Source organism: Paenibacillus sp. FSL H7-0714, assembly GCF_038003765.1.
Classification (GTDB): Bacteria; Bacillota; Bacilli; order Paenibacillales; family Paenibacillaceae; genus Paenibacillus_AQ.
In genome coordinates this window covers 1,512,848-1,536,658 of sequence record NZ_JBBOPT010000001.1, presented here as the reverse complement: position 1 = coordinate 1,536,658, position 23,811 = coordinate 1,512,848, and the positions used below count along the sequence as shown (strand labels likewise).

Below are 23,811 nucleotides of genomic sequence, written 5' to 3'. Positions count from 1 at the left end.
CTCAACCTCCAATAGCTTTGTTAACAGCTCGTAAAATGCCACCGTACCCCGTACAGCGACAAATGTTACCCGATAAAGCTTCTTCCACTTCAGCCTGAGTAGGATGCGGGTTCTCTTCCAGCAGAGCAACCACCGAGATGACCATCCCTGGTGTACAATATCCGCATTGGAACCCACCTTCTTCTAAAAAAGCACGTTGAACGGGATGCAGCCCTACCTCACTAAGACCCTCAATCGTTGTAATTTCCGCACCTGAGCATTGATAGGCCATGACCAGACATGAATTCACTGGACGTCCATCCACCAGCACCATACATGCCCCGCAGCGGCCAATCTCACAAGAACGTTTTGTGCCAGTCAGCTCCAAATCTTCACGTATGACATTTAAAAGCCGGCGGGAGGGTGGAATCTCCGTGGATATCGCTTTCCCATTAAGATTGCAATTAAAGGTGAACCTCTCTTCTGCAAAAGCTTCCTCAGACGATAAGGGGTCAAGGTTATCTCCATCTAGATTCGGATCTGAATTATGGCTCGGCATGGATGTTCACCACCTTTTGTGGAATAAACGGTGTAGACTGCAGCCATTCGGGATCAATGGGCAGCTTGGTTACCCGCTTCCCTACAGCCTGAAATATGGCTGACGCGACTGCCGGAGCTAAATTGACGGAACCCACCTCTCCAATGCCGCGAGGACCGTACGTGTCATGATCCGGCAACTCCTCTATCGGCTGCACCTGAATGCTGCCATTCATATCGGCAATGGTCGGCACCAAATAGGTGTCTAAATTTTTGGTGACATAGCTGCCGCCCGACATCACAGCATCCTCTGACAAGGTGAAGCCTACCGCCATACTGCTGCCACCTTCGATCTGCCCGAGATAACCTTGCGGATTAGCCACCGGTCCCGCCGCTACCGCATGATATTGATCCAGTACACGAACACGTCCAGTAAGCAGATTAACTTCCACGCGGACTGCGATTGCAGAATAGGTGTATAGGAAATGTGCCCCCACTCTTTTAAAGGGTGTGGTTGGATAAGTAAACTTTGTATTACAGACAATGGGTTCTGAAATACGCTGTGCCAAGTCCTTGTAAGTCAGAAGCAGACCGCCGTCTTTTAGCCAAATGCCGCCAGAGCCGAGCTTCATTTCATAGTTATCCAGCTCTGGCTTTATCATCGCAGCTGCCTGCAGCACTCGAGCGGTGAAGTCTGGACGCAGCCGTTTTAAGGCCATCCACATCATGCTGGTTGATCGGGAAGCCGTACTAGATCCGCTATCGGGCACAACATCCGTATCGCCAATGACGATGCTTAGATCCTCTGCCGCCAAGCCAAACTGTTCAATCAGCATTTGTTCCATTGTTGCGATTAACCCCTGACCAAACTCCTCGTAACCAAACACCGCCTCAATTTTACCCTCTAGCGTCAAAGAGAGCCTGCCACCCGCCGGATCGGGAATACCATAGCCAAGTCCTGCACCATGCATAGCTATAGCAGCACCCGTTCCAGTTACGATCCAAGGTTCCACAACACCTGAATCACTGTCTGTAGATGCGGCCTCAGTCATAAGAGGCGAACCCGCCAGCGCTTCCCACACCTGAAAGGCACCATCGGTCTGAGCAATTTCCTGACCCAGCGGCCCCAGATCTCCATATTTACGCAAATTGCGGCGGCGCATTTCCCACGGATCGATCTGCAATCGCTCAGCCAACCGATCGATTTGTCCCTCCAAAGCGAAAATCGCCTGATTGCCGCCAAAACCGCGAAATTCACCAGATACACCGTTATTGGTATATACAGCAAAACCCTTCACATCCACATGATCGATGATATAGGGGCCCATCACATGTTCTGTCGCAAAGTTGAGCACCTCCGCCCCCAGTGTTGCGTAAGCTCCCGTATCCGAAATAATTCTGACCTGATGTGCCCTGATGATTCCTTCGGGGTCGCAGCCAGTTTTCATGGTGATTTTCATGGGATGGCGTTTTAGTCCTGCACGTACCGATTCAGCTCTCGAATTATGCAGTCTTACCGGACGGAGTGTCCGCAAGGCGAGCAGCGCTCCATATGGCTGTACATTCAGCTCGTCTTTTCCTCCAAAGGACCCGCCGATAGGACTCGAGATGACGCGAATATCTTCTTGAGGAATAGCCAGAATTCTGGATAGCTGCAGGCGATCCATCAACCCATGTTGTGTAGCTGAATATACGGTAAGCCGTCCGTTATCCTCTGGGATAAACAGTCCACCTTCAGTCTCCATATAGGTGTGCATTTGGCGTGGTGTATAGTAAGTCTCCTCTACCACATGACAGCAATCCGTAAATACCGTTTCCTGCTCCCCTTTCCGATATTCCGTATGATGAAGCACGTTTCCCTCGGCATGCAGCAAAATTGCGTCCTTTTTCATCGCCTCTTCCGGATTCTCGAGTAAGGGTAGAAGCTCATAATCCACTTCGATAAGAGATAAGGCGTATTCCGCAATTTCGTCCGTCTCTGCCGCGACTGCCGCAATCGCATCGCCAGTGTAACGCACACGGTCACTGCAAAATACCGGTTGATGCGGCAAAGCTATGCCAAAGCCGTTAAGTCCGGGCACATCCTCATGAGTAATTACAGCGTGTACACCAGGGACTTCAACGGCCTTCTCAATGCGTATGGACAAAATACGAGCATGTGCCTGCTCACTGCGGAGCACGCGGCCGATCAACATTCCTTCTGCCCTCATGTCGGTCAAATACTGCAGCTTACCGGATACCTTGCCCTCTCCATCGGGTCGTGTACGCCAGCGGCTACCGCTGGATTCCTTATTCAGCAGCATTTTCCCTCTCTCCTTTCGTCGGGTTATTCACCTCTTAACTCCGTATATTCATAGCCTTCCACAGCTCAGATACAACCAAATTCCCAGCAGTCTTTTTCTTGTAAAGTTCTGATGCAAAGGGATCACTATACGTCTCAAAGCTGTTCTCAACCCCTTCATATAAAGAAGCCAACAGCTCCTCTGTATACCTCACACCTTCAAGCATAACTTCAGCCCTACTTAGTCGCTGCGGCCGCCCAGAGCCCCCACCTGCGGCGATACGCACCTCACGGAAACGGAGTTCCTCATCGATTGATGCTGAGATTGCTACCGTTACAAGTGAAGGGGTGAACGCTTCCCGGCGGCCAACCTTACGGAAAATTTCTAGCCTATCCATTAAGGGACTCTCTAAGCGAGTAGGTGAGATGCGAATCTCAGCCACAAGATCTGCCGCAGGTTTTATCCCGCTCCAGTGATTGTTTAGCCACTCTATCAAAGGTAGTGCTGTCATAAATTTGCCGTCAAAGGAGATTAACTCCGCGTCATAGACCAGTAACGCAGGTAGAATATCTCCGAAGCCAGAAGCGATATTGCCCCCGAGCGTGGCAAGATTACGCACCGACGGAGCCGCTATGCAACGTGCAGCCTCTTGCAGCGCAGGAGCCACGGCCTGCAAATGCTCATTACTGCGGCACTGGGAGAGTGGAACAAGAGCGCCCAGAGATAAGTGAAATTCCGTTAAGGTAATGTCGCCGAGATTTGTGATTTGCCGAAGATCAATCAGCTGTTTGGGCATATGATCCGTTCCATTTTCCCACCCTGTTCTCAGCAATGTTCCTCCTGCGACATATCGGGAACTGTCTCCAAACGCCGTTTTTCTCTCCCAAGCTTCGTGCAGGCTGCGGGGTTGAATTACTTCAGGTAGCCTTCCATCCTCTTCCCTTATAACTCCCATACACTCCGCCCCCCTTTTTGAGTACCAGATTGCCGCTTCCCTTCTCGTATAGCCTGCCTTAAAACCTTTGTTCCCGAATATAAGGAACTCCGAGCGCCTCCGGTGTACCGGATGGTTTGTTGCGATTGCGGTACCCCAGGTACATCAGGACCAGAATGGTCACAAGGTACGGAATCATTTTGAGAAAATAGGGCGGAACTGCACTGCCCAGCAATTGAATGCGGAAGCCAAGTGAATCCAATGCCCCAAAAAAGTAAGCGCAGAACAAGGCGCGCAGCGGATTCCATCTGGCAAAAATCACTAGCCCTACCGCAATCCAGCCTCGACCGGCTGTCAGCCCTTCATTCCAGGTTGGCGCATAGGCCAATACCATATCCGCTCCGGCCAGGCCGATGAGAGCAGCACCGGTGATCACATAGCTGTAGCGGATAAGCTGCACACGGATCCCCATCACATCTGCGGTAGCCGGACTGTCTCCGACTGCCCGCAAATGCAGGCCCCATGAAGTGCGGTGAATTAGCAGATGCAGAGCAAGCACTAGCAGCAGGCTGAACCAGGTTAGGTAATCCATGTTGCCGAATATTTTTCCGATGAACGGTACATTTTCCAGCCAAGCCAGATGCAGTTTAGGAGATGTTCCCGGCAAAGGAATGCCGCTGATCGGTTTACCAAGATAAGCGCTCAACCCACTGCCGAACAGGGTCATCGCAAGACCGGACATCGTTTGATTCGCCCGCAAGGTCACACAGAGAAAAGAATGCAGCAAACCAAGCACAGCCGTTACAGCTACGGTAGCCAGCAGAGCCAGCAGCAGGTTTCCGGAGCGAATATACACGATACAAGTGGTGACCGCTCCCATCAGCATCAGACCTTCAGCCCCAAGCTGTATAATGCCGGCTCGTTCATTTAGAATGCCTCCCAGCGTAGCCAGCAGCAGCGGGGTCCCTGCGGAAATAGCGGCAATAAGTAGCTGTGTTGTAAAATCCATTGCCTATCTCCCCCCTTTCAGCTGAACCCGGCTACGGCGAATGCGGAAACGGTAGATCATATCGCCAGCAATCAAGAAAAACAGGATGGAGCCCTGCAGCATTTCTGATATCGATGAGGGCAGCCCGATGGTTTGAACACTATATCCGCCAACAATTAAGCCACCGAATAAAATAGAAGTAACGATTAGACCGAGTGGATTCAATTTGGCCAACCAAGCCACAATAATGGCGGTGTATCCATAACCCGGTGAAATGCCCTGCATCAGCTTGTGTGTAACACCGGAGACCTCCGCCATGCCAGCGATCCCGGCGAGCCCCCCACTGATCAGCATGACGATAATAATATGGCGCTTGATAGGAATCCCCGCGTATCTGGCTGCAACAGGATTGGCCCCAATCAGACGGAGCTCGTAGCCCCACTTGGTAAAACGAATCATTAAGTAATAAATCACAACGGCGATAAGTCCAAACAACAATCCAATATGCAATCTTGTACTTCCGAGAACAGGCAGCGACTGAGCCGCAGTAAACATAGGTGATCCCGGGAAATTAAATCCTTTAGGATCTTTCCAGGGTCCGAATACCACGTAATCGAGCGCCAATAGGGCAACATAATTCAGCATTAATGAAGTGATTAGCTCATTCACTCCAAAATGCGTCCGCGGAATAGCTGTCAGCAGTCCCCAAAGCGCACCCGCGGCAATCCCGAACAGCAGCATTAAGCTCAGGGACCAGAATGTAGGTAAGTCAGGAAAATAAATCGTGACCGCTGTGGCCGCCATAGCCCCAACAGTTAGCTGACCTTCTGCTCCAATATTCCATACCGAAATGCGGTAAGCCACAGCAATCCCAAGCCCACATAGAAGTAGCGGGATCGCTTTAACCATCGTTTCCGTGAGCCCATACGCAGTGCCAAATGCGCCACGGAACATTTTTTCATAGACCAGGACCGGATTCATGCCATTCGCCGCAATAAATAGGGCACACAACAATAACGCTAAAATTATAGATACAATAGGTGTCCACCAAGGAGAACGGATGCGGCTGGCATCGTATTCGAAACGTAGAGAGAATCGTTTTCCGGAGTGGGAGGGGAGGGATTCCAGTACAGCTGCTGCGGTATTTCTTCCATTCTCCAGGCTCATACGGCGCTCTCCTCTCTATTATGAATACCAGCCATTAGTAGTCCGATGCTCTCTCGATTCGCTTCCTCATGTGTACTCTCACCAATAATTGAGCCGTTATAGATCACTAGAATCCGGTCGGACAACTGAAGCAATTCATCTAAATCCTCCGAAATTAACAACACGCCACTACCTGAACCACGCAGCTCCATAAGAAGGTCGTGAACACCAGCCGTGGCACCTACATCCAGCCCTTGTGTCGGATGAACGGCGACCATCAGCTTAGGCCGATGACTGATTTCACGTGCAAAGAGCAGCTTCTGCTGATTACCACCTGACAACTGTTGTACTGGCGTCTCCAGCTCAGGTGTTTTGACGTTAAAGCGCTGGACCAGCTCCTGTGACCACAAACGGTTCTTCGCGGTCTTCAAGAAACCAAATTTGGAGTGCTCCTCTGAGCGGTAAGACTTAAACAAAAGATTATCCACCGATCCGAGGCGTCCAGCTAAACCGCTCTTCATCCGGTTCTCCGGCACGTGGGAGATTCCTGAATCAATTGCCCCTCTAACCGAAGCCGATTTCACCGTCTTTCCATCAAACGTGATTTCACCACTTTTCCAGCCTCTAAGACCTGTTAACACTTCAGCCAGTTCCTTTTGCCCGTTGCCAGCTACCCCAGCTACGCCTACAATCTCCCCTTTACATACGTTCAGAGAGAAGTGATCCAGTACTTTTCGCCCGTGATCAGCATATACGTCCACATCTTTCACTTCTAATAAAGAATCCCCTTCAGTGGCTTCCCGTTCTTGACGGGTGATGGTTACTTCCTTGCCCACCATCAGACGAGCCAGCTCCAGTTCATCTGTATCTGCCGTGGTCAGCGTGGCGATCATTTTTCCTTTGCGCATGACGGAAATCCGATCGGAGGACGCCATAACCTCTTTCATTTTATGAGTAGTCATAATGACCGTTTTTCCTGCCTGCTTCATGACCCGCAGCGTTTCAAATAGCTGTTCCACCTCTCCCGGGGTCAGTACAGAGGTTGGTTCATCCAGAATAATAATGTCAGCCCCGCGATACAGCGTCTTAACGATTTCAACACGCTGCTGCTCACCCACGGACAACTGCCAGATCGGGCGATCCACCGGGAAATTCAGTCCAAACCGTTCCGCTAATGCCTCTATCTCCTCGCGTTTGTTCTTCATCCACTTACGGCCGCGCCAGAAAGACGACTTTTCGCCAAGCACGATATTTTCTGCTGCTGTGAGGCTTTGCACCAGCCTAAAGTTCTGAAACACCATACCTACACCCAGCTGCGCAGCATCTTTAGGAGAACGGATCTGAGCACCTTTCCCATGAATGAAGATTTCTCCTTCATCTGCTCTGTACACCCCTGACAGCATGCTCATCACCGTGCTCTTCCCGGCCCCATTCTCCCCAAGCAACGCATGAATCTCACCCGCATTTGCCGAAAAGTCGACTTGATCACTGGCGGTTACCGAGCCGAATTTTTTCACAATCCCCCGCATTTCAACTGAAGTTCCCCGCATGGCCTGAACCCCTCCTTCCTTCAAGTTGTAGTACGGGTGGGGAAGTTTCCGCTTAACGGAACCCGCCCCACCCATAGATTGTGCACATCTTATTCCCTATTTTTAAACATTATTGCGGGATAGTTCCTTCCACACCTTTTACGAGCCAGTTCATGCCCAGCACTTCCTCCAAGGTCAGCTTCTGACCCTCCTGAACCTTCACATTCCCTTGATTATCTGAGATCGGACCTGTGAAAACCTCAAGCTCACCACTGATAATTTTGGCTTTGGCGTCTTCGACAAGCTTTTTCACATCATCTGGGATCTTGTTCCCGAAAGGAGCCAGCTCCACCATACCGTCAGCCATATCACCGGAATATTGCTCGCTCTTCCAGGTTCCATCCATAACTGCCTGCACAGCTTTTACGTAATACGGCCCCCAATTCCATACCGGGTTCGTCAAATAATTGTCCGGAGCGTATTTGCTCATATCCGAGTCATTTCCCCCGGCAAAAGCCCCTCGTTCAGCAGCAGCCTGCAGGGTTGCAGGTGAATCCTGATAGGCCAAAAGCACATCCGCACCCTTATCCAGCAAGCTGATTGCCGCTTGACGTTCGGTCGTCGGGTCATACCATGTATTCGTCCATACGACGTTCACCTTTACATCAGGATTGACACTTTGTGCTCCAAGGGTATAAGCATTCAAGTTATAAATCACTTCGCTGATTGGAAAAGCGCCCACATAACCCAGCTGATTATTTTTGGTCATTTTCCCTGCCGCTATGCCGCTCAGATAGCTGGCCTGATAGTTTTTCCCGAAGTAGGTCCCCATGTTCTCTGCGGTTTTGTAACCCGAAGCATGCAGGAACTTCACGTTGGGAAATTTGCCCGCTACATTTAATGTAAAATCCATATATCCGAAGCTCGTTGTAAACACGATGTCGTGTGATTGCGCAAGCTCTGTGATGATTCGTTCGGCGTCAGCACTTTCAGGGACATTTTCTACAAAGTCAGCTTTAATCCCCAGCTCCTTCTCCATATACAGCCGTCCTTGATCATGTTGGTACGTGTAGCCGCCATCCCCTGGAGGTCCGATATAAACAAAAGCAACCGTCGGTTTCTTTGCAGCCGGTTCTGTTGTTGCAGTTGTCGCTGGTGCCTCCGTTGCATTTGTAGAAGTATTATTATTGCTGCCACACCCCACCAAAGCCACCGTCATTAGAACCATTAATGCAAGACAAGATGTTATGAACTGACCCCTTTTTTTCATAATTCTCCTCCTCCAAATCATCTCTCATCATGGCTGCAACCATTAATGTACTTCTACTATACTTAGAGGTGGCCTTGGCGTAAATTTATATAACATACGTTTGTATATGAATATAAGAATCAGAACTTTTTTTGTGTGTAATGCACTAATTGGTTTTAGGAAGGTGAGTTTCATGTCATATTATATGACCAGAAGTGGAAAAGGAACACTATTTCAGATTACTTTTTAGACTACTTTTTAGACTACCTTTTAGACTACTTTTTACTTCACTTTCCATTTCTCAGAATCCATTGCTCCTGAATCTCACCAAAATCCTCCTTTGTATCTGCGTCCATGAAATAATGGGCAGACTCAGATTCCAGAACAATCCCCTTATAATCAGGTGAACGCAATATCCCCGCAGCTCCTCGATCTCCATCTAATCCCTGTAGTGCTGGAAACAATGTCTTCGAGAACAAAGCCGGGGGCATAGCCGACCCATTGCTGACGCTAGCGACATAATCCATCTCCGGAGATTGTTCAAACGTTTGTATTAGACGGTTCACTAATGCTGTAGTAATAAATGGCTGATCCGCAAGCGCCACAACTACTGCATCGGGCTGTAAAGGCAATACCGCATTAAGACCGCAGCGCAGTGAAAAAGACAATCCTAGATGTGCAGTTAAGCAAGTTTCGGTACGTCTGGAGCCTTGCGGTTCAATCGCGGGTGGCAACCATTCCAAGTTGTCATCCGCACGCACTACCACGATTAGCGGTTCTAGATTGCAACGATCCAATTCACTAAGCGCGACGCTCCCGAGCGAGACCTCCTGCGACAATTTCAGTGAAACCTTGGACACGCCCATCCGCCTGCTCTGCCCCGCTGCCAAATATATTCCTGCTACCTTCAATACTATCCACTCCTTTGGGCAGCTCTCGTGAGCCCGCCCTTCTAATTTGAATAATTTCCGCTATAATACTGACCGCAATCTCCTCCGGACCTTCTCCACCAATGGGTAACCCAACAGGCGCATGCAAAGATGCAGGAGCTTCAAGCCCTTTCAGTAAAAGAGCTATCCGAGCTTTTGAACCAATAATGCCGATGTATAGCGGGGCTAGCGGAATTACACTCTCAAGGAACTGTCTATCCCGCCCAAGCTGATGACTACAAATCAATACATAATCCCGCTGAGCTACGCCCAAGCGTTGAACAAGCTCTGTAGGGGAACAAATTACTTGTTCAGCTCGAGGAAACTTATTGTGCAAGCTTCCTTCGCGCCAATCCGCAACCGCAACCCGAAAGCCAACTCTGTCAGCAAGTTCCGCAATTGGAACCACATCACGTCCTCCGCCAAAAATCACAAGCCGCGGTTTAGGCACAAAGCATGTATGGAATGCTGTCAATTCAGCTGAAGCGGCCATAAAGCGACCTGCCGCCATGCTTTCTTTTGCCGAGTGGGATAATTTCGGTTGTTGCTTGTTCTGCGATAGTGAAGTATCAGTATCCAGCTGCAGCTTATAGGTAAAACCTCTCGCCGCTGCCTCCCGAAACAGAACTAACCGCTCTCCTGCCGCCAGTCTGACACTCGCCTGCACCAAAAGCTCATAAAACACCCCCTGCACAGGTTCAAGCACCACTTTGATTTTGCCCCCGCAGCCGACAGTCTCACCCCAGGACAGATCATCCGAAGACAACATATTGTATTCCACAATCTCGGGCAGCCCTCGTTCCCATATCTCAGAGGTACGTAACTCCAGATCGCTTTCCAAACAACCTGGACTCAGACTCCCAATCGTGCCCCCTTCAAAAAACAGCATCACTGCCCCGGGTTTACGATACGAGTGTCCCTCTACCTCAATCAGTGTTGCCAGCACCGCAGGCGCCTGATGGGTTTGAATATGCGTTGCGATCTCATGTGTATTCACGAGGCCCCCTCCTCCGTGTTTGCATTTCAACCCAGACCTTAGTCCCGCCCAAGCATTCTCCGAAACATGAACACTAACTTCAGCCTCATTAGATCATTTATTTTTTTAAAATCGACATCCAAGAGCTCACTAAGCTTCTCGATCCGGTAGGTAGCCGTGTTCCGATGAATAAACAACTTTTTGGCTGTCTCATTGACATGCCCATCGTTCTCTAGATAAACCTCCAGCGTCCGCAGCATTTCTCGCACATACTCCGGCTCACGACTAAGCAGTCCTCTAAGCGTTCCGTTGCAATATTTCTCCATGACCTCTGTCGGGATTTGCCCAAGAAGCAAGGAAAGCTCAAGCTGCCGATAATGCACAACATTCCCATGCACTCCCTCAAACTGAAGCATACCCATACATTCCTTCACCTCCGCAAAAGCCTCCTTCAGCCCATCCGGCTTCAATTTACAACTACTTATCGCAGCTCGTGGATAATACCCCTTGTCAAACTTCAGGTTGTCAAAACAAGCCTGGATTACATCCCGAAATTGCTCAGGACTCTGAAGAGCTGCCGGATAGATGGACAATAATCCTTGGTCTACAATCACATGAATGGCCTTTAAATCCCGCAGTACGGGGTGTTCAGTGTATTCTTCTTTTAATCTAAGCAGCTCACTTTGGCGTTCTTCACTCGTCGTAGCAATATCGGTTAATAAGAGACAGAATGGCGATTGAAGCAGCTCTATCTCCAGCTTTACAGCAGACTGTACTAAATCGGCGTAAGATAAGTTACCATTTAGACAACGTCTCAGCAATCCACTGAACTCCCTATGTTCTGCCTGTTCAAAATAATCCTCGTATCCTGAGTAAATATGATATGAAATAAGTTCAGCACCCTGAACGAACAAGCTCTCTTCCACCGGGAGCAATAAAGGGTCGATGGAACAATACAATAAATATCCCGAGCACTTTTCTCCTTGTATTAGTGGTGTGCGATAACCTGCACGATCCTCTACACGAAAACGTTGATTCCGTTTCTGCCATGGCCATCCCTCCAGCAACTGTGAGGTCTGGTATTCAGAATTGTTATAGATTACATCCCCGCGTGCGCTAACCACTACAAGTGAATGGCCAATCACATCAGACACCGAGTCAAACAATGGACGGCTGCGGACAGATCGCAGGGCAAATTGCATCAGTTTTTTCTGCTTCTCCATTATGCTCTGCAGAACGTGAGTGCTCCGGCTAAGCTCGGCGCGAAACAGGCCATTCATCTGATCCGAAAAAGTGAACTGGAACGGCAACTGGATTAAGGGGAAGTTAAGGTTCTCCGCTTCTGCGATTAGCTGCTTCGGTACTTCATCCCAAAATCGTCCCAGCTTAATACCCAAGGCCGATGAGCCCCTTCGATTCAGCGTCTGCAGCAAAGCAGAGGCATCCTCCAGATTGTCCTTGATTAAATAGGCTGTCGTTAGCAGCATCTCGCCTTCTTTGATCCAATCCGAAATATCAGGTGCGTCCATCACATTAATCGATTTCACAATTCGATGTTTCCCCTTGGACCCCGCGATAAGCTTCGCCTCGGACAAAGGATAAATGGACAACGCTTCTTCAACCGTAAGATGCATGCCATCCCTCCTTTTTAGGATCAATTGAACCATTTCTAATTCATAATGTTATTTTATGTAACATTATAATTAAAATTAACCTCTTTGGATAGAGCAAAATTAAAATTTAACGATTATTATGTTAGTTAATATAACACGAAATGAACATAACTGATGAACCATTAATCTTTAGTTCACATCACTTGTGTGAGTAGTATAATTAGATCGGACAATATTAAGATGGATTTGGAGGGGATCTTTTGAGTAAAAAGCAAGTGTTTACGGGTTCACCCTGGGAGTCGGTGGTTGGATATTCTCGCGCCATCCGAATCGGCAATCGTATCGAAGTCGCAGGAACAACAGCCATGCAAGGCGGGGAAGTAGTCGGTGTAGGAGATCCATACGCGCAGACGAAATTCATTCTACATACCATCGAAAAAGCGCTAAACCAGCTAGATGCTGATTTGTCGCATGTAATTAGAACAAGAATGTTCGTGACAGACATCTCACGCTGGGAAGAAGTCGGCAAAGCACACGGCGAATTTTTCAAAGATATTCAGCCTGTAGCAACCATGGTAGAGGTAAAAGCGCTTATTGATCCACTATTGTTAGTAGAAATAGAAGTCGAAGCATTCGTAGAATAGAGCTCGGACGGGGCATGGCACCTTCTTCACGGAAGGTGCTTTGTTTGCGTGTTCAGATGAAACGTGAGCGTGTCGCTGACCTTTGTGGTGTGGGGCATTTTTGCCCCTCTTTTCGGCTATATGACCGGAATTACTGGATTCTAGGGTATTTATACCCCTCTTTCCTTTAATATCGCCAGAATTCTTGGATTTTGGGGGATTTATACCCCTCTTTTTGGCTATATGACCGGAATTACTGGATTCTAGGGTATTTATCCCCCTCTTTCCTGTAATATCGCCGGAATTCTTAGATTCTGGGGCATTTATACCCTTCTTTTCGGCTATATCGCCGGAATTACTGGATTCCGAAGCATTTTTGCCCTTCTTCCCCGCAATATGAGCCAATTTCGCGCATTCTACGGGATTTATACCGTTATTTTCAGCTATACGAGCCAATTTCTTGAGTTCTGCGGGATTTATATCGTTCTTCTTCTTCACGTGGAGGTGTTTACTGAAACACTGGTCTTAAGCCAACTTTTGAGCACTGAATTTATCTTTTACTCTAACACACCATTATTGAGCCTACTTCATCACATTGAGATCATTTTTTTAAAGCCAATTTCACCTATCATCTCAAAACCCATCAAGTCCCGTCATCTCACGACCGCCGCCAAACCTCCTTAACCCATGAGAGTAACCGAAGATCCTGACCATGTCCGGCGATAACCGACAATCCCAGCGGCAGTCCATTTGTAGAGAGCATAGGTAATGTTACTTGAGGCAGGCCTGCCAATCCAGCTATACAGCTCAACATCATCGCCCCACTACGGTTCTCCTCCAATTGACGCAAACCTCCTCCACGCAGTGGAGCAGGACCAGGTACTGTCGGAATCACAAGACAATTATCTTCTCCCAGCAGCTGGCGCAACTGGTTAGAAATCTCCGCTCGTTTATTCTGAGCGATACTGTGGTCCTTGCCAGCTAAGTTAGCAGCCCAAGAAAACCGAGCTGCAATATCTGGTCCAAAGAATGGTTTTACCTTCTCAATCCAGATGCTATGGGTTGTCCAGATTTCACTACCCTGTAACTCCCGAAAGACATCCATCCAGACCTTCAATCCTTCTGGAGCTATTTCAGTTTCAAAGTAATGATCAGCACCAGTCCGCAAGCGATTCAATCCGTCCACTAGAATACTTACATCCTTTGGGGCAACCAAATCCCAACAGTCCGTAGCGACAAATAAAGTCCCCATTTTCTTTTGTGAATCATCCTCTTTATCCTTTCTAGAATTATATTCCACATTATTTCCTTTGCTCTTTGGTATCTGATCCTCTATGTTCTTTTGTATATTATTCTCCAATTCTTCCTCTTCATTTTTTTCCCTACCGTTCTCTATATTCAATTCTAAATTTCCATCTATGCTCATCATTACCTTTTCAGTCATGCGTCCACTTCCAAGTAAAACCTCCCCAACCTTCTGGAGCACACCCATACGATCAGCCATCCAGCCTACTGTATCAAATTGCGGTGATAACGGGATCACACCTTCCATATTCACAGCACCATGCGTCGGGCGAAAGCCATATACTCCGCAATAGGCGGAAGGGACTCGAATAGAACCACCTGTATCTGTTCCGAGCGCAAAATCAACACTACCTGAAGCTACCGCTACTGCCGATCCACTAGAAGAACCACCCGGGATACAACCTGCGGCACGGGGATTTATGGGCGTTCCATAATGATGGTTCTCACCACCCAGACTGTACATCAGCTCATCCGTATGAGTCGCTCCTCGAAGCGTCGCTCCCGATTGGAGCAGCTGGCGTACTACTGCCGCATGTTCTGTAGAGGGATTGTGGCTCCGCAGCCAATCTGGATTACCTGCAGAAGAGCTGTGCCCTGCGATCGCATACACATCTTTTACAGCAAAGGTCATTCCGTCCAATATCCCATTCCCTAAACGTCCGACTGTTAGCTCAGAATCTATGAACGCGCCATACCGATTATCCAGAATCATTTCTCCTTCCTCCTCCCCTCACCATTCCTTCTCTGATCATAATCAACCCGTCATCCGTCATTTCTATTAAGAACCTATCGCTCCGTTAAACTAGGATTTTCCCATTTGCCTTTCCGAGAATCCTCTCACGATATCCTTCCTACCAAATAACGGAAGGAGTAAATTGGGGGATTTGGAGAGAGCATCTCACCCTACCAACCTATCGCCGCGCCATCGCAGCGCGGGTCTGCCCCCCCACTACGATATCCATTGTCATCTATGGATATCGCGTGAGCATGACCCACGCTCCCGTCATATGCTTCCACTTTCCGGACAATATGACCGGCTCCCGCCAGATCTGCCAGCACCTCATCCGCTACCCGTCCCTCTACCTTCAGCTCCTGCGTAGGTTCCCCCCACGTTCTCCCCCATACAAAACGCGGTTCACTTACAGCCGTTTGCGGATTCATCCCATAATGCAGCATCCTTGTAAGTAGCAACGTTTGAGTCTGCGGCTGACCTTCACCACCTTGCGTACCATATAGAATCGCAGGTTTGCCCTCGCGGCAGGCCATGGCTGGCATCAGTGTGTGGAAGCTGCGCTTATGCGGTTCAAGCGTATTGATATGGTTCGGATCAAGCGAGAAAAACGAACCCCGATTCTGAAGCAGAATTCCTGTATTCCCAGCAACCACACCTGAGCCAAACTCAAAATACAGACTCTGAATAAAGGAAACCGCATTTCCCTCCTCATCCACCACCGCAGCATAAGCAGTATCACTACCAATAGGCTGACTTGTCAGCTGTGCCGCTTTTTGCATCGAGATCGTAGAGGCTAGTTGCCCCGCATAGTTCTTATCCAGCAACTGCACCAAAGGAATAGCACTAAAATCCGGATCTGTAAGCACTCTATCCCGATCACGAAAACTCAGCTTCAGCGCTTCAACAAGCAGGTGGTAATATTCATAAGAGCCATGCTCGATTTCTCCGAAATTAAAATACTCCAATATATTAAGACTCATCAGCCCCGTAAACCCTTGAGAGTTTGGCGGCACTTGATACACCTTATGCCCATGATATTCCGCATGAATCGGCTCGACCCAATCCCCCTGATGATCCGCAAAATCATCCCGTGTGAGATAGCCCCCAGCTGCCAGCATATAATCACAAATATCTTCAGCAATCTTCCCCTTATAAAAAGCGTCCCGTCCACCCGCAGCCAACGTCCTCAGGGTTGTCGCCAGTTGTGTCTGCTGAAATCTCGATCCAGCAGACACAGCCACTCCACCCGGCATATAAATCGCGGATGCCTCCGCCGACAACGTCGCTCCAGCAAACAGCGTATTATTCCGCTGGTCTGGCGACAGCGGAAACCCACTCTGAGCATAGCCGATGGCTGGCTCCAGCACCTCTGCCAGCGTTAAGCGGCCATACTTACTGAGCATGGCATCCCAGCTATCCACCATCCCCGGCACGGTGATGGCACTGCGGATTCCCCGCCTCGGGATAGCTCCCTCCCCGGCATAGCAACTTCTGCGAACTCCGTAACCCGACCGTCCACTTCCGTTATACGCCCGGACACGCGCCTCTTCTGTACTATAGGTCAACCAGAACGAATCCCCACCAAGCCCCGTCATATGCGGGTAGACTACAGCGAGCGTCGCACTAACCGCCACCGCCGCATCAAAGGCATTTCCCCCTTTTCCCAAAATGCGCGCACCCGCGGCCGAAGCTAAATAATGAGGGCTGACGACCATTGTTTTTGTGCCTATTACAGGTTTCTCCGCCATGTTCCCCATCTCCCTATTAACTTCTCGCTTAATTAATGTCATTTAACATTACATAAAAATCCCTTGTCAATCGGTTACGCTAAACCTCAAAATAACCATCCTCTTTTTGTGATTCATGCACAAAGATTAGCTAATTTCTAGTCAACCTCGTAGTTTCACACATATGAATTGTATAGAATGGGCTCTAAACACAAGGGGAGGTCTCACGTGATATCCATCCATAAAGATTATGTACAATTAGCTATCGCCATGTTCAGAACTGGGATTGTCGGCTATGGCGGAGGGCCTTCCGTGATTCCATTAATCCGGCATGATGCGGTAACTCGCTACACTTGGCTGAGCGACGATGAATTCGGGGAGACATTGGCGATTGCCAACGCGCTACCGGGACCTATTGCTACTAAAATGGCGGCTTATCTTGGATATAAACTTCGAGGAGTTAGGGGGGCGATACTGTCAGTTCTGGCACATATTTTACCTAGCTGCCTGGCTATGATCATACTGTTATCGGCTGTAAATTATTTAAGTAGCTCAAAAGTAGTAGCTGGAATGATCGCGGGGGTATCTCCTGTCATTGCTGTCATGTTAGGAATAATGGCATATGAGTTTGCGCAAAAAACCTATAAAGGGCTAGGAAAATATCTCAGCGCTGTCTTCATCCTTCTCGCCTTACTTCTGCTACAAATAATTCACATACATCCAGCTCTCGTAATCGTGCTTTTTCTAGGTTACGGAGCCGTTCATTACCGGATCATCGCGAAGCAACAACAAGGAGGATCAAATTGATGGACTGGTTAGAGCTCATATACGGATTTTTCATGGCGAATTTGCTTGGATACGGCGGTGGTCCTTCCTCTATTCCATTGATGTATCAAGAAATCGTTCCCCATTACGGCTGGCTGACCGATGAACAATTCTCTAACATGCTTGCACTTGGCAATGCACTGCCTGGCCCGATTGCTACCAAAATCGCAGCTTACGTCGGCTATGATGTCTACGGCTGGTTAGGACTCATCGTAGCTTTGCTAGCAACCGTCTTGCCCTCCGCAGTAGCGCTTATTATCCTGTTAGAGGTCATGCAAAAATACAAGCAATCCCCCGTAGTGAAAGGGATGACATTGCTTGTTCAACCGGTTATTGCAGTTATGATGGCTGCGCTCACTTGGACAATGGTCAAAGGTCCTACGAACTCTATCGGAATCTGGCAAACACTGTTCATTGCCGCAATCGCATTCTGGGCCATCAAGCGGCTTAAGCTGCATCCTGCCTTTGTCATCTTAGCCGCTTTTGCCTATGGTGGTCTGGTACTCCGCTACACGGTCTAACTAAACTATTTTAAAATATATTGTGACAATACCGCCTGTACCTCATAAATATTCACGGATTTATTAAAGGTCTTCTTGAGTGGCACAGTGCTGCTGGAAATATAGATACATAGCTCCGCATCCAGATCAAAGTGCCCTGCCGTCTCCACGGAATAATGCGAGATGCTTTTGTATGGGATGGAATGATAGTCCGTCTTTTTCCCCGTCAGTCCCTGTTTATCCACTAGAATCAGTCGTTTGTCTGTAAAAATAAACATATCTCTAATCAGCTTGTAGGCTCGTTCAATTTTCTCTTGAGGGGCAAGGATTTGTGCATATTCCCGTTGTACCTCCGCTAGATTTACTTGTGATGCATTACCCATCAATCCGTCAAAAATCGCCATATAACTTCCCCTTTTCATCTGTGATTTTTAGTGGCTTGTCTCCTCCCACATAGAACCATATTATTCCACATTTCATATTATATGCAGTGTAAAACTTCGCTCTGCCATCTTTTTACTTGCTAAATTTCCGATTATTGTTTACACTGTCATTAAATTTGTTAAGAAAGGGGTGTGGAAGGAATGGATCACAATTGGACCAACAGTGTTATGAGTCGGCTACCTAAAGCGATAGCTGGCATTGCTCATGTAAATAGCGATAACGGGAGAAGTCTGTCCATTTCCATGAATTTAATAACACTACACAATTGTGAAATGCCTTTCCTGCCATCACCCGGACGGATCAGTTAACCGGAGAATGATAAGGCCGTGGGGAAATTTCCCTACGGTCTTTTTTTATGGTTTTTTACAGAATTCCAGTTTCGATTTAGGGTTCTGGCGGTGCAAAGGGCATTCTTAAAGGAGAATATATATGATTATTCAATGCCAAAATGTTCAAAAATACCACGGTGCACAGCTCGTACTAAATAGCATCACCTTCGATATCCGCCAAGGAGAAAAAATCGGTCTAATCGGCCGCAATGGCTGCGGTAAAACTACACTTTTCCACTTACTGAATGGCGAAGAGCGCCCCGATCAAGGGCAAATCTCAATTCGCAAAGGTAGTGTAGTAGGAATGCTGGCTCAAATTCAAGAGGTTAACGAAAAAGAAACCGTATTTGAAGTTCTACAGCGTAGCTTTGCTGAACCTTTGCAATGGCAACAACGCCTGCGAGAGCTGGAGCTTGAAATGTCCACCTTCAATACCGGAACGGATGAAACGCTATGGAATCGGCTGCTGAAAGAATATGGTAGCCTTCAGGATAAATTTGAGACCGCAGGAGGCTACGAAATTGAATCCACCATTCAGCGAGTTGCCATTGGTCTAGGAATCGGAACTGGGCAATATAACCGACTCTTCTCCTCTCTTTCTGGCGGCGAGAAAACTAAAGTCGGACTCGCAGAGCTGCTACTGCGTAGACCTGATGTACTTCTACTCGATGAGCCAACCAATCATCTAGACATGAACGCCATCGAGTGGTTAGAGCAGTACTTACAGAGCTATGACGGTACAGTGTTAGCCATTTCCCATGATCGTTACTTCCTCGACGCTGTAGTCAAAAAAGTGATCGAGATTGAGGATGGCGAGGCTTTTACCTTCCATACCAACTACAGCGGCTATCAAATAGAGAAGGAAACACGTCTACTTCAACAATTTGCTGATTATCAAGAACAACAGAAAAAGATAAAGCAAATGCAGGAGAGCATCAAACGCCTCATCGAATTTGGGAATCGGGGAACTCCCCCAAACCCTGCCTTTTACCGGCGAGCAGCTTCCATGCAAAAAGCACTGGATCGTATGGTAAAGGTTAAACGTCCTATTCTTGAGCGCAAATCGATGGATTTGCAGCTACAGCAAAATGATCGCTCCGGGAATCAAGTCGTCATACTGGAGGATATCGGTAAGGCATATGGAGAGCGAAGCCTGTTTACAGACGCAAACGAAGTTCTTCGCTATGGAGAGACTACGGCACTTATCGGTGGTAACGGGGCAGGGAAAAGTACACTTTTAAGAATTATATTAGGTCAGGAGACGCCAGACACCGGAAGCTGCACGCTTGGTTCAAGAACCGTTGTTGGCTATCTCGCGCAAGAGGCTGTCCCTGACAATAACAAACAATCCGTACTCCGCTACTTCCGTGAAGAGGCCGGACTAGAAGAAGGTGAAGCGCGCGGGCAGCTCGCACGTTTCCTATTCTACGGTGCCGATGTATTCAAAGACATCACGAATCTATCCGGAGGGGAATGGACCCGCCTGCGTTTCGCTGTGTTGATGCATCGTAAACCAAACCTGTTAATTCTGGATGAACCAACGAACCATCTAGACATTGACTCCCGGGAAGCGCTAGAGGAAGCATTAGAAGAATTCCCAGGTACAGTGCTGGCCGTTTCACATGACCGCTATTTCATTAATCGTCTGTTCCATAAGCTCTGGTCCATTGAAAGTGGACGATTTGGAGTTTTCAACGGCAACTATGAGTATTACAAGGAGAAGCAAGCTGAACAGGCGTTAGCAGCACCAGTCTCTATTCCTGATCAGCCTAAACCTTTCTCTTCAGATGGAACCACTGCACGCTCCGGTAAGCCTCAATCTAACCGTTCCGTGAATGTTAATGTCACTACGGCTAACTCGTCCAGTTCCCGCAAGAAGAGTATCCACTTTGATTGGGAAAAGGCTATTGCCGAAGTTGAGGATCAGCTTGGGGAAATCGATGCCAAAATGCTAGATCCACTGATCAGTAGCAATGCGGCAGAGCTCGCCGAGCTACAGAAAGAACGCGATGCAGTGCAAGAGCAACTAGATGAGTTCTATGCGGGCTGGATGGAAACTGCGGGACACTAACGATTATTAAATGAGGAGATACGGATATGAGCAACGAAACGAAGATTAAGCTTTTTTGGGAAGAATACACCCAGCTTCATCCACAAGCAGCGGATAACTACGAGGCTTGGGCCTTTGGCGACAGTCCTCAAATGGCCGATGAACTGCTAGATCTGGTGATCCGCAGGATTAAGACAGGAACCGCTTCGAACTATGAAATTTATGCAGTCTGTGACGAGACCTTTCCACAAATTGGCCGACATAGTATCCTGCTGGACGGCCGTGGTAATCCGCAAGCAGTGATCGTTACGACAGATGTGCAAATTACACCTTTTGATGAGGTAGGCGCTGACTTTGCCTATAGCGAAGGCGAGGATGACAGAACGCTAGAGTCGTGGCGCCATGAGCATGAGAAGTTCTTCTCCAGAGAATCCTTAGCGTTCTTGAAGAAGCCTTTTGATCCAAAGATGAAGGTAGTTTGCGAGAACTTTAGACTGGTATATTCGAAATCTTGAGAAACACAGGAAACTAAAAAGGCGGCCTCTTCAGTTACGAAGAGACCGCCTTTGATGTATACTATACAACTAATAGAGTTAGATAATTATTAAAATACGGCTCAGCGCCAAAACCCCAGAATCCAGCCAATCACAGAGATCCATAACGGAATGCTGATTAAGATACCCCAAACCAGCCCAGTGGCAATATTGCCCTCTGCAGGACGCACCACATTTTCCTGTTTCAATGGAATGCTCAACTCTTCTTGTTCCATGCGATCCCCTCCTAAAATTCTTATCGTCACAGTAGAGGAAAAAATGTAGACCGCTCGACCTAAAAGCTTAGAATACCAGCATTGTAAGTGCTTACATAATAGTTATTACCCATCATTTACATCATTAAAAACATCACTTTACGGAGTCATACATAATATGCAAATTCTTAGTCCAATATTACTACTTTTTCTGGATTTCGTAAATATTCAAACATCGTTTCAATCTGCTCACTTGTATTCCTCTCTAATGAGAGCTCAGGCAGTTCATCTTCAGCAAAAAAGGATACTTCACTCGTCTCCACCCCTTGCAGCGCCTCGCCGCCTACAATTCTGCACAAAATAAAAAACTTATACACGTGATACGGCTCCGGAGGATGGTTATGAAATTTCTTATCTAAAACAGCCAGCAAGCGAATTGCTTCTGTCTCAAATCCTGATTCTTCTTGAATTTCCTTAACAACGACTTCACTCGGTGACAGACCGATATCTCCCCAGCCCCCGGGAAGCGCCCACTTTCCATCCAATTTCTCGCGGACAAGCAGGATTCTGTCATCCTGAAAAACAACACCACGGATATCCACTTTCGGCGTAGAATAGCCACCCTCACTAGCAAAGGAGAGTCTTATTCTCTCCTTGCTTTCGAACGTATAATTAGCGAGGATATCTACACTTAGCTCCCGCAAAGCTTGATACCGTTCTATATCATAGACATCTTTAGCGTAAGTTAGTCCAGTCTGTGCGATGGCCTGTATTTCTTTAGCCCAGGTTAACCATTTCTGCTCCATTGCTGCACCCCTTTAAATAACTTGATTAGGATTACTGGCAAAGCATTAAATGACGGGAGAACAAACCTTTTTTAGCTTCACAGCGGTCTATAATCGTAAATCCAGCCTCCGTGATCATCTCATCCATCGGTTCAATCGCAACGATAACTACCCGATCTGCAATCCGGCGCGCATTCACTAGAATCGCAAACTGTTCCTCAGGTGTAATACTAGAATATAGATTATAAGGCATATCTACAATAGCTACATCGTAATGTTCTGTGATGTCAGCAATATCTCCAAGCGTAACCTCACTTGTGAATCCAAAATGAGCAATATTCGTTCTGGCACCGATCGCGATTTGAGGGTTAATGTCACGTCCAACCATATTGATTCCCATCGAGAGGGCTTCTACCATTACTGTTCCGATGCCGCAGCAAGGATCGATAGCTCGTACACCTTCCGGATTCGGAACGGCTATATTGACCGCAGCTCGGGCTACACGTGTGCTAAGCGCGATAGAGTAGCTACGCGGCTTTTTCATTTGACGGAACCAGGTGGCCTTGTTCTTATGATAAGCTCCAAAGTACCAGCGACCGCCCAGCGTAACAATGCCGTATACCAGCTCTGGATGGTTTACATCCGCTTCCCCTTCAATCCGCAGCCCAATTTCTCGCTCGATCACTCTTCGCTCATCATATTCTATTTTGTCCGCAGGGGACAGATCATTGGTCTTCACAAAAATAACCTTAAATGTCTTACCGCCAAGCTCCACCTGCTCCGTTTGATCATAAATCTCAGGCAAGCTGTCTCCCTCGTACATAACATCAATTCGTTCTTTAATGAAGGGACTGCGGCTGACATCCACCTCTACCTCACTCTTAAAGATTGAAGAAGGTACTTCCTCTCCAAAAAGACAACGAAGCTCCATCTGACATAGCGATAACTCGTCCTCTGAACAGGTGTAAGTATATAAAAATGTGTTTTTTTCACTTTTCTTTTGCAAAATAATCCATCCTCTATCCCAGTAAATTGTACACCTAGCTTGCTACTCCAACATTTCGTGCTGACAATCATACCCTATACGCGCTTTGGCGATTTCAGCGTTGTTTCTATTGACCCATTCCACTAGGGAAGTTAAAGGATCCAGCAAGGACTCTCCTAAACTTGTCAGACCATATTCAACAGTCAAAGGTACCGTAGGCGTAGCTTTACGCCAAACTATACCATCTCGTTCTAAATGACGCAGGGTTTGGGTCAGCATCCGTTGTGATATACCACCAGAACGCCGCTGCAGTTCTTTAAACCGCAATGCTTCTGCACCCAAATTAACAATGATGAGCACACTCCATTTGTCCCCAACCCTGTCGAGAATTTGGCGGGTGATGGAGCAATCCTCTAGCGTCGGCATTAGCCGAATGGGTTCGTCCATTGAATGTTCCAAAGTGGTTACCTCCATAGGAACTCAAGCATGTAATAGTGCCTTCTTGTCCCTTAAGTTTAATCAGCTTATCATGGTTACTGTTAGTAATCAACAACCGGAAAGGAACTATTAATTACGAAAAAAAGCTCCGGTCACG

General features: G+C 47.8%; 24 protein-coding genes. 6 read left to right on the top strand and 18 right to left on the bottom strand.

Annotated elements, in window-relative coordinates:
- Position 1: 1 nt before the first annotated feature.
- From NST34_RS06845 to NST34_RS06800, 10 genes are all read right to left on the bottom strand, one after another.
- Positions 2-538, bottom strand: a complete 537-nt coding sequence (locus tag NST34_RS06845; RefSeq protein ID WP_341127432.1) for a (2Fe-2S)-binding protein — start codon at positions 536-538, stop codon at positions 2-4.
- Positions 525-2,819 carry a xanthine dehydrogenase subunit D gene (gene pucD / locus NST34_RS06840; protein ID WP_341127431.1) on the bottom strand — a complete coding sequence of 765 codons (2,295 nt, stop codon included), beginning with the start codon at positions 2,817-2,819 and terminating at the stop codon, positions 525-527. The genes NST34_RS06845 and pucD overlap by 14 nt, the downstream gene beginning before the upstream one ends.
- Positions 2,820-2,853: 34 nt before the next feature.
- A complete protein-coding gene (locus NST34_RS06835) occupies positions 2,854-3,753 on the bottom strand; it encodes an FAD binding domain-containing protein (RefSeq protein WP_341127430.1) in 900 nt (299 codons plus the stop codon).
- A 58-nt stretch (positions 3,754-3,811) separates the two neighbouring features.
- The gene (locus NST34_RS06830) at positions 3,812-4,741 is read right to left on the bottom strand and encodes an ABC transporter permease (RefSeq protein ID WP_042185778.1); all 930 of its coding nucleotides are present in this window, start codon (positions 4,739-4,741) and stop codon (positions 3,812-3,814) included.
- A 3-nt stretch (positions 4,742-4,744) separates the two neighbouring features.
- Complete coding sequence (locus NST34_RS06825) at positions 4,745-5,887, bottom strand: ABC transporter permease (protein ID WP_341127429.1); 1,143 nt, start codon at positions 5,885-5,887, stop codon at positions 4,745-4,747.
- On the bottom strand, positions 5,884-7,416 hold the full coding sequence (locus NST34_RS06820; RefSeq protein ID WP_341127428.1) for an ABC transporter ATP-binding protein: 1,533 nt from the start codon (positions 7,414-7,416) through the stop codon (positions 5,884-5,886). The genes NST34_RS06825 and NST34_RS06820 overlap by 4 nt, the downstream gene beginning before the upstream one ends.
- A 109-nt stretch (positions 7,417-7,525) precedes the next feature.
- A complete protein-coding gene (locus NST34_RS06815) occupies positions 7,526-8,665 on the bottom strand; it encodes a BMP family ABC transporter substrate-binding protein (RefSeq protein ID WP_341127427.1) in 1,140 nt (379 codons plus the stop codon).
- A 266-nt stretch (positions 8,666-8,931) separates the two neighbouring features.
- Positions 8,932-9,504, bottom strand: coding sequence for an NTP transferase domain-containing protein (locus NST34_RS06810; RefSeq protein ID WP_175617362.1), 573 nt, complete (start codon positions 9,502-9,504; stop codon positions 8,932-8,934).
- A complete protein-coding gene (locus NST34_RS06805; protein ID WP_341127426.1) occupies positions 9,446-10,570 on the bottom strand; it encodes an XdhC family protein in 1,125 nt (374 codons plus the stop codon). Before NST34_RS06805 ends, NST34_RS06810 begins: the two co-directional genes overlap by 59 nt.
- 38 nt (positions 10,571-10,608) lie before the next feature.
- Positions 10,609-12,183, bottom strand: a complete 1,575-nt coding sequence (locus NST34_RS06800; protein ID WP_341127425.1) for a PucR family transcriptional regulator — start codon at positions 12,181-12,183, stop codon at positions 10,609-10,611.
- A 239-nt stretch (positions 12,184-12,422) separates the two neighbouring features.
- Here NST34_RS06800 and NST34_RS06795 point away from each other — a divergent pair, with 239 nt between their 5' ends.
- On the top strand, positions 12,423-12,806 hold the full coding sequence (locus NST34_RS06795; RefSeq protein WP_341127424.1) for a RidA family protein: 384 nt from the start codon (positions 12,423-12,425) through the stop codon (positions 12,804-12,806).
- Here NST34_RS06795 and NST34_RS06790 read toward each other — a convergent pair.
- From NST34_RS06790 to ggt, 3 genes are all read right to left on the bottom strand, one after another.
- Positions 12,771-13,283, bottom strand: a complete 513-nt coding sequence (locus tag NST34_RS06790; RefSeq protein ID WP_341127423.1) for a hypothetical protein — start codon at positions 13,281-13,283, stop codon at positions 12,771-12,773. The genes NST34_RS06795 and NST34_RS06790 overlap by 36 nt on opposite strands.
- Before the next feature lie 160 nt (positions 13,284-13,443).
- Positions 13,444-14,802, bottom strand: a complete 1,359-nt coding sequence (locus NST34_RS06785) for an amidase family protein (RefSeq protein ID WP_341127422.1) — start codon at positions 14,800-14,802, stop codon at positions 13,444-13,446.
- Between the two features lie 191 nt (positions 14,803-14,993).
- Positions 14,994-16,571 (bottom strand): gamma-glutamyltransferase, encoded by a 1,578-nt coding sequence (gene ggt, locus NST34_RS06780; protein ID WP_341127421.1) that lies wholly within the window; start codon positions 16,569-16,571, stop codon positions 14,994-14,996.
- Between the two features lie 207 nt (positions 16,572-16,778).
- On the opposite strand from ggt, the gene NST34_RS06775 reads away from it, so the two are divergent.
- Together NST34_RS06775 and NST34_RS06770 are read left to right on the top strand one after the other, a co-directional pair.
- Positions 16,779-17,357 (top strand): chromate transporter, encoded by a 579-nt coding sequence (locus NST34_RS06775; RefSeq protein ID WP_445667156.1) that lies wholly within the window; start codon positions 16,779-16,781, stop codon positions 17,355-17,357.
- Positions 17,357-17,896, top strand: coding sequence for a chromate transporter (locus tag NST34_RS06770; protein ID WP_341127420.1), 540 nt, complete (start codon positions 17,357-17,359; stop codon positions 17,894-17,896). The genes NST34_RS06775 and NST34_RS06770 overlap by 1 nt, the downstream gene beginning before the upstream one ends.
- A 5-nt stretch (positions 17,897-17,901) precedes the next feature.
- Here NST34_RS06770 and NST34_RS06765 read toward each other — a convergent pair whose 3' ends face one another.
- On the bottom strand, positions 17,902-18,279 hold the full coding sequence (locus NST34_RS06765) for a PH domain-containing protein (protein WP_076298221.1): 378 nt from the start codon (positions 18,277-18,279) through the stop codon (positions 17,902-17,904).
- 180 nt (positions 18,280-18,459) lie between these two features.
- On the opposite strand from NST34_RS06765, the gene NST34_RS06760 reads away from it, so the two are divergent.
- The 3 genes from NST34_RS06760 (at position 18,460) to NST34_RS06750 (ending at position 21,213) form a co-directional block, all read left to right on the top strand.
- On the top strand, positions 18,460-18,627 hold the full coding sequence (locus tag NST34_RS06760) for a hypothetical protein (protein ID WP_341127419.1): 168 nt from the start codon (positions 18,460-18,462) through the stop codon (positions 18,625-18,627).
- Between the two features lie 121 nt (positions 18,628-18,748).
- Entirely contained in the window at positions 18,749-20,719 is a 1,971-nt protein-coding gene (locus NST34_RS06755; protein WP_341127418.1) for an ABC-F family ATP-binding cassette domain-containing protein, read from the top strand.
- Positions 20,720-20,745: 26 nt separating this feature from the next.
- Positions 20,746-21,213, top strand: a complete 468-nt coding sequence (locus NST34_RS06750; RefSeq protein WP_341127417.1) for an ASCH domain-containing protein — start codon at positions 20,746-20,748, stop codon at positions 21,211-21,213.
- Between the two features lie 101 nt (positions 21,214-21,314).
- Here NST34_RS06750 and NST34_RS06745 read toward each other — a convergent pair whose 3' ends face one another.
- From NST34_RS06745 to NST34_RS06730, 4 genes are all read right to left on the bottom strand, one after another.
- Positions 21,315-21,467: a hypothetical protein gene (locus NST34_RS06745; protein WP_156113065.1), complete on the bottom strand. Its 153-nt coding sequence runs from the start codon at positions 21,465-21,467 to the stop codon at positions 21,315-21,317.
- Positions 21,468-21,634: 167 nt separating this feature from the next.
- The gene (locus NST34_RS06740) at positions 21,635-22,252 is read right to left on the bottom strand and encodes an NUDIX hydrolase (RefSeq protein WP_042185753.1); all 618 of its coding nucleotides are present in this window, start codon (positions 22,250-22,252) and stop codon (positions 21,635-21,637) included.
- A 31-nt stretch (positions 22,253-22,283) separates the two neighbouring features.
- Entirely contained in the window at positions 22,284-23,237 is a 954-nt protein-coding gene (locus tag NST34_RS06735) for a TRM11 family SAM-dependent methyltransferase (protein ID WP_341127416.1), read from the bottom strand.
- A 42-nt stretch (positions 23,238-23,279) separates the two neighbouring features.
- Complete coding sequence (locus NST34_RS06730) at positions 23,280-23,675, bottom strand: winged helix-turn-helix transcriptional regulator (protein ID WP_341127415.1); 396 nt, start codon at positions 23,673-23,675, stop codon at positions 23,280-23,282.
- Positions 23,676-23,811: the final 136 nt, after the last annotated feature.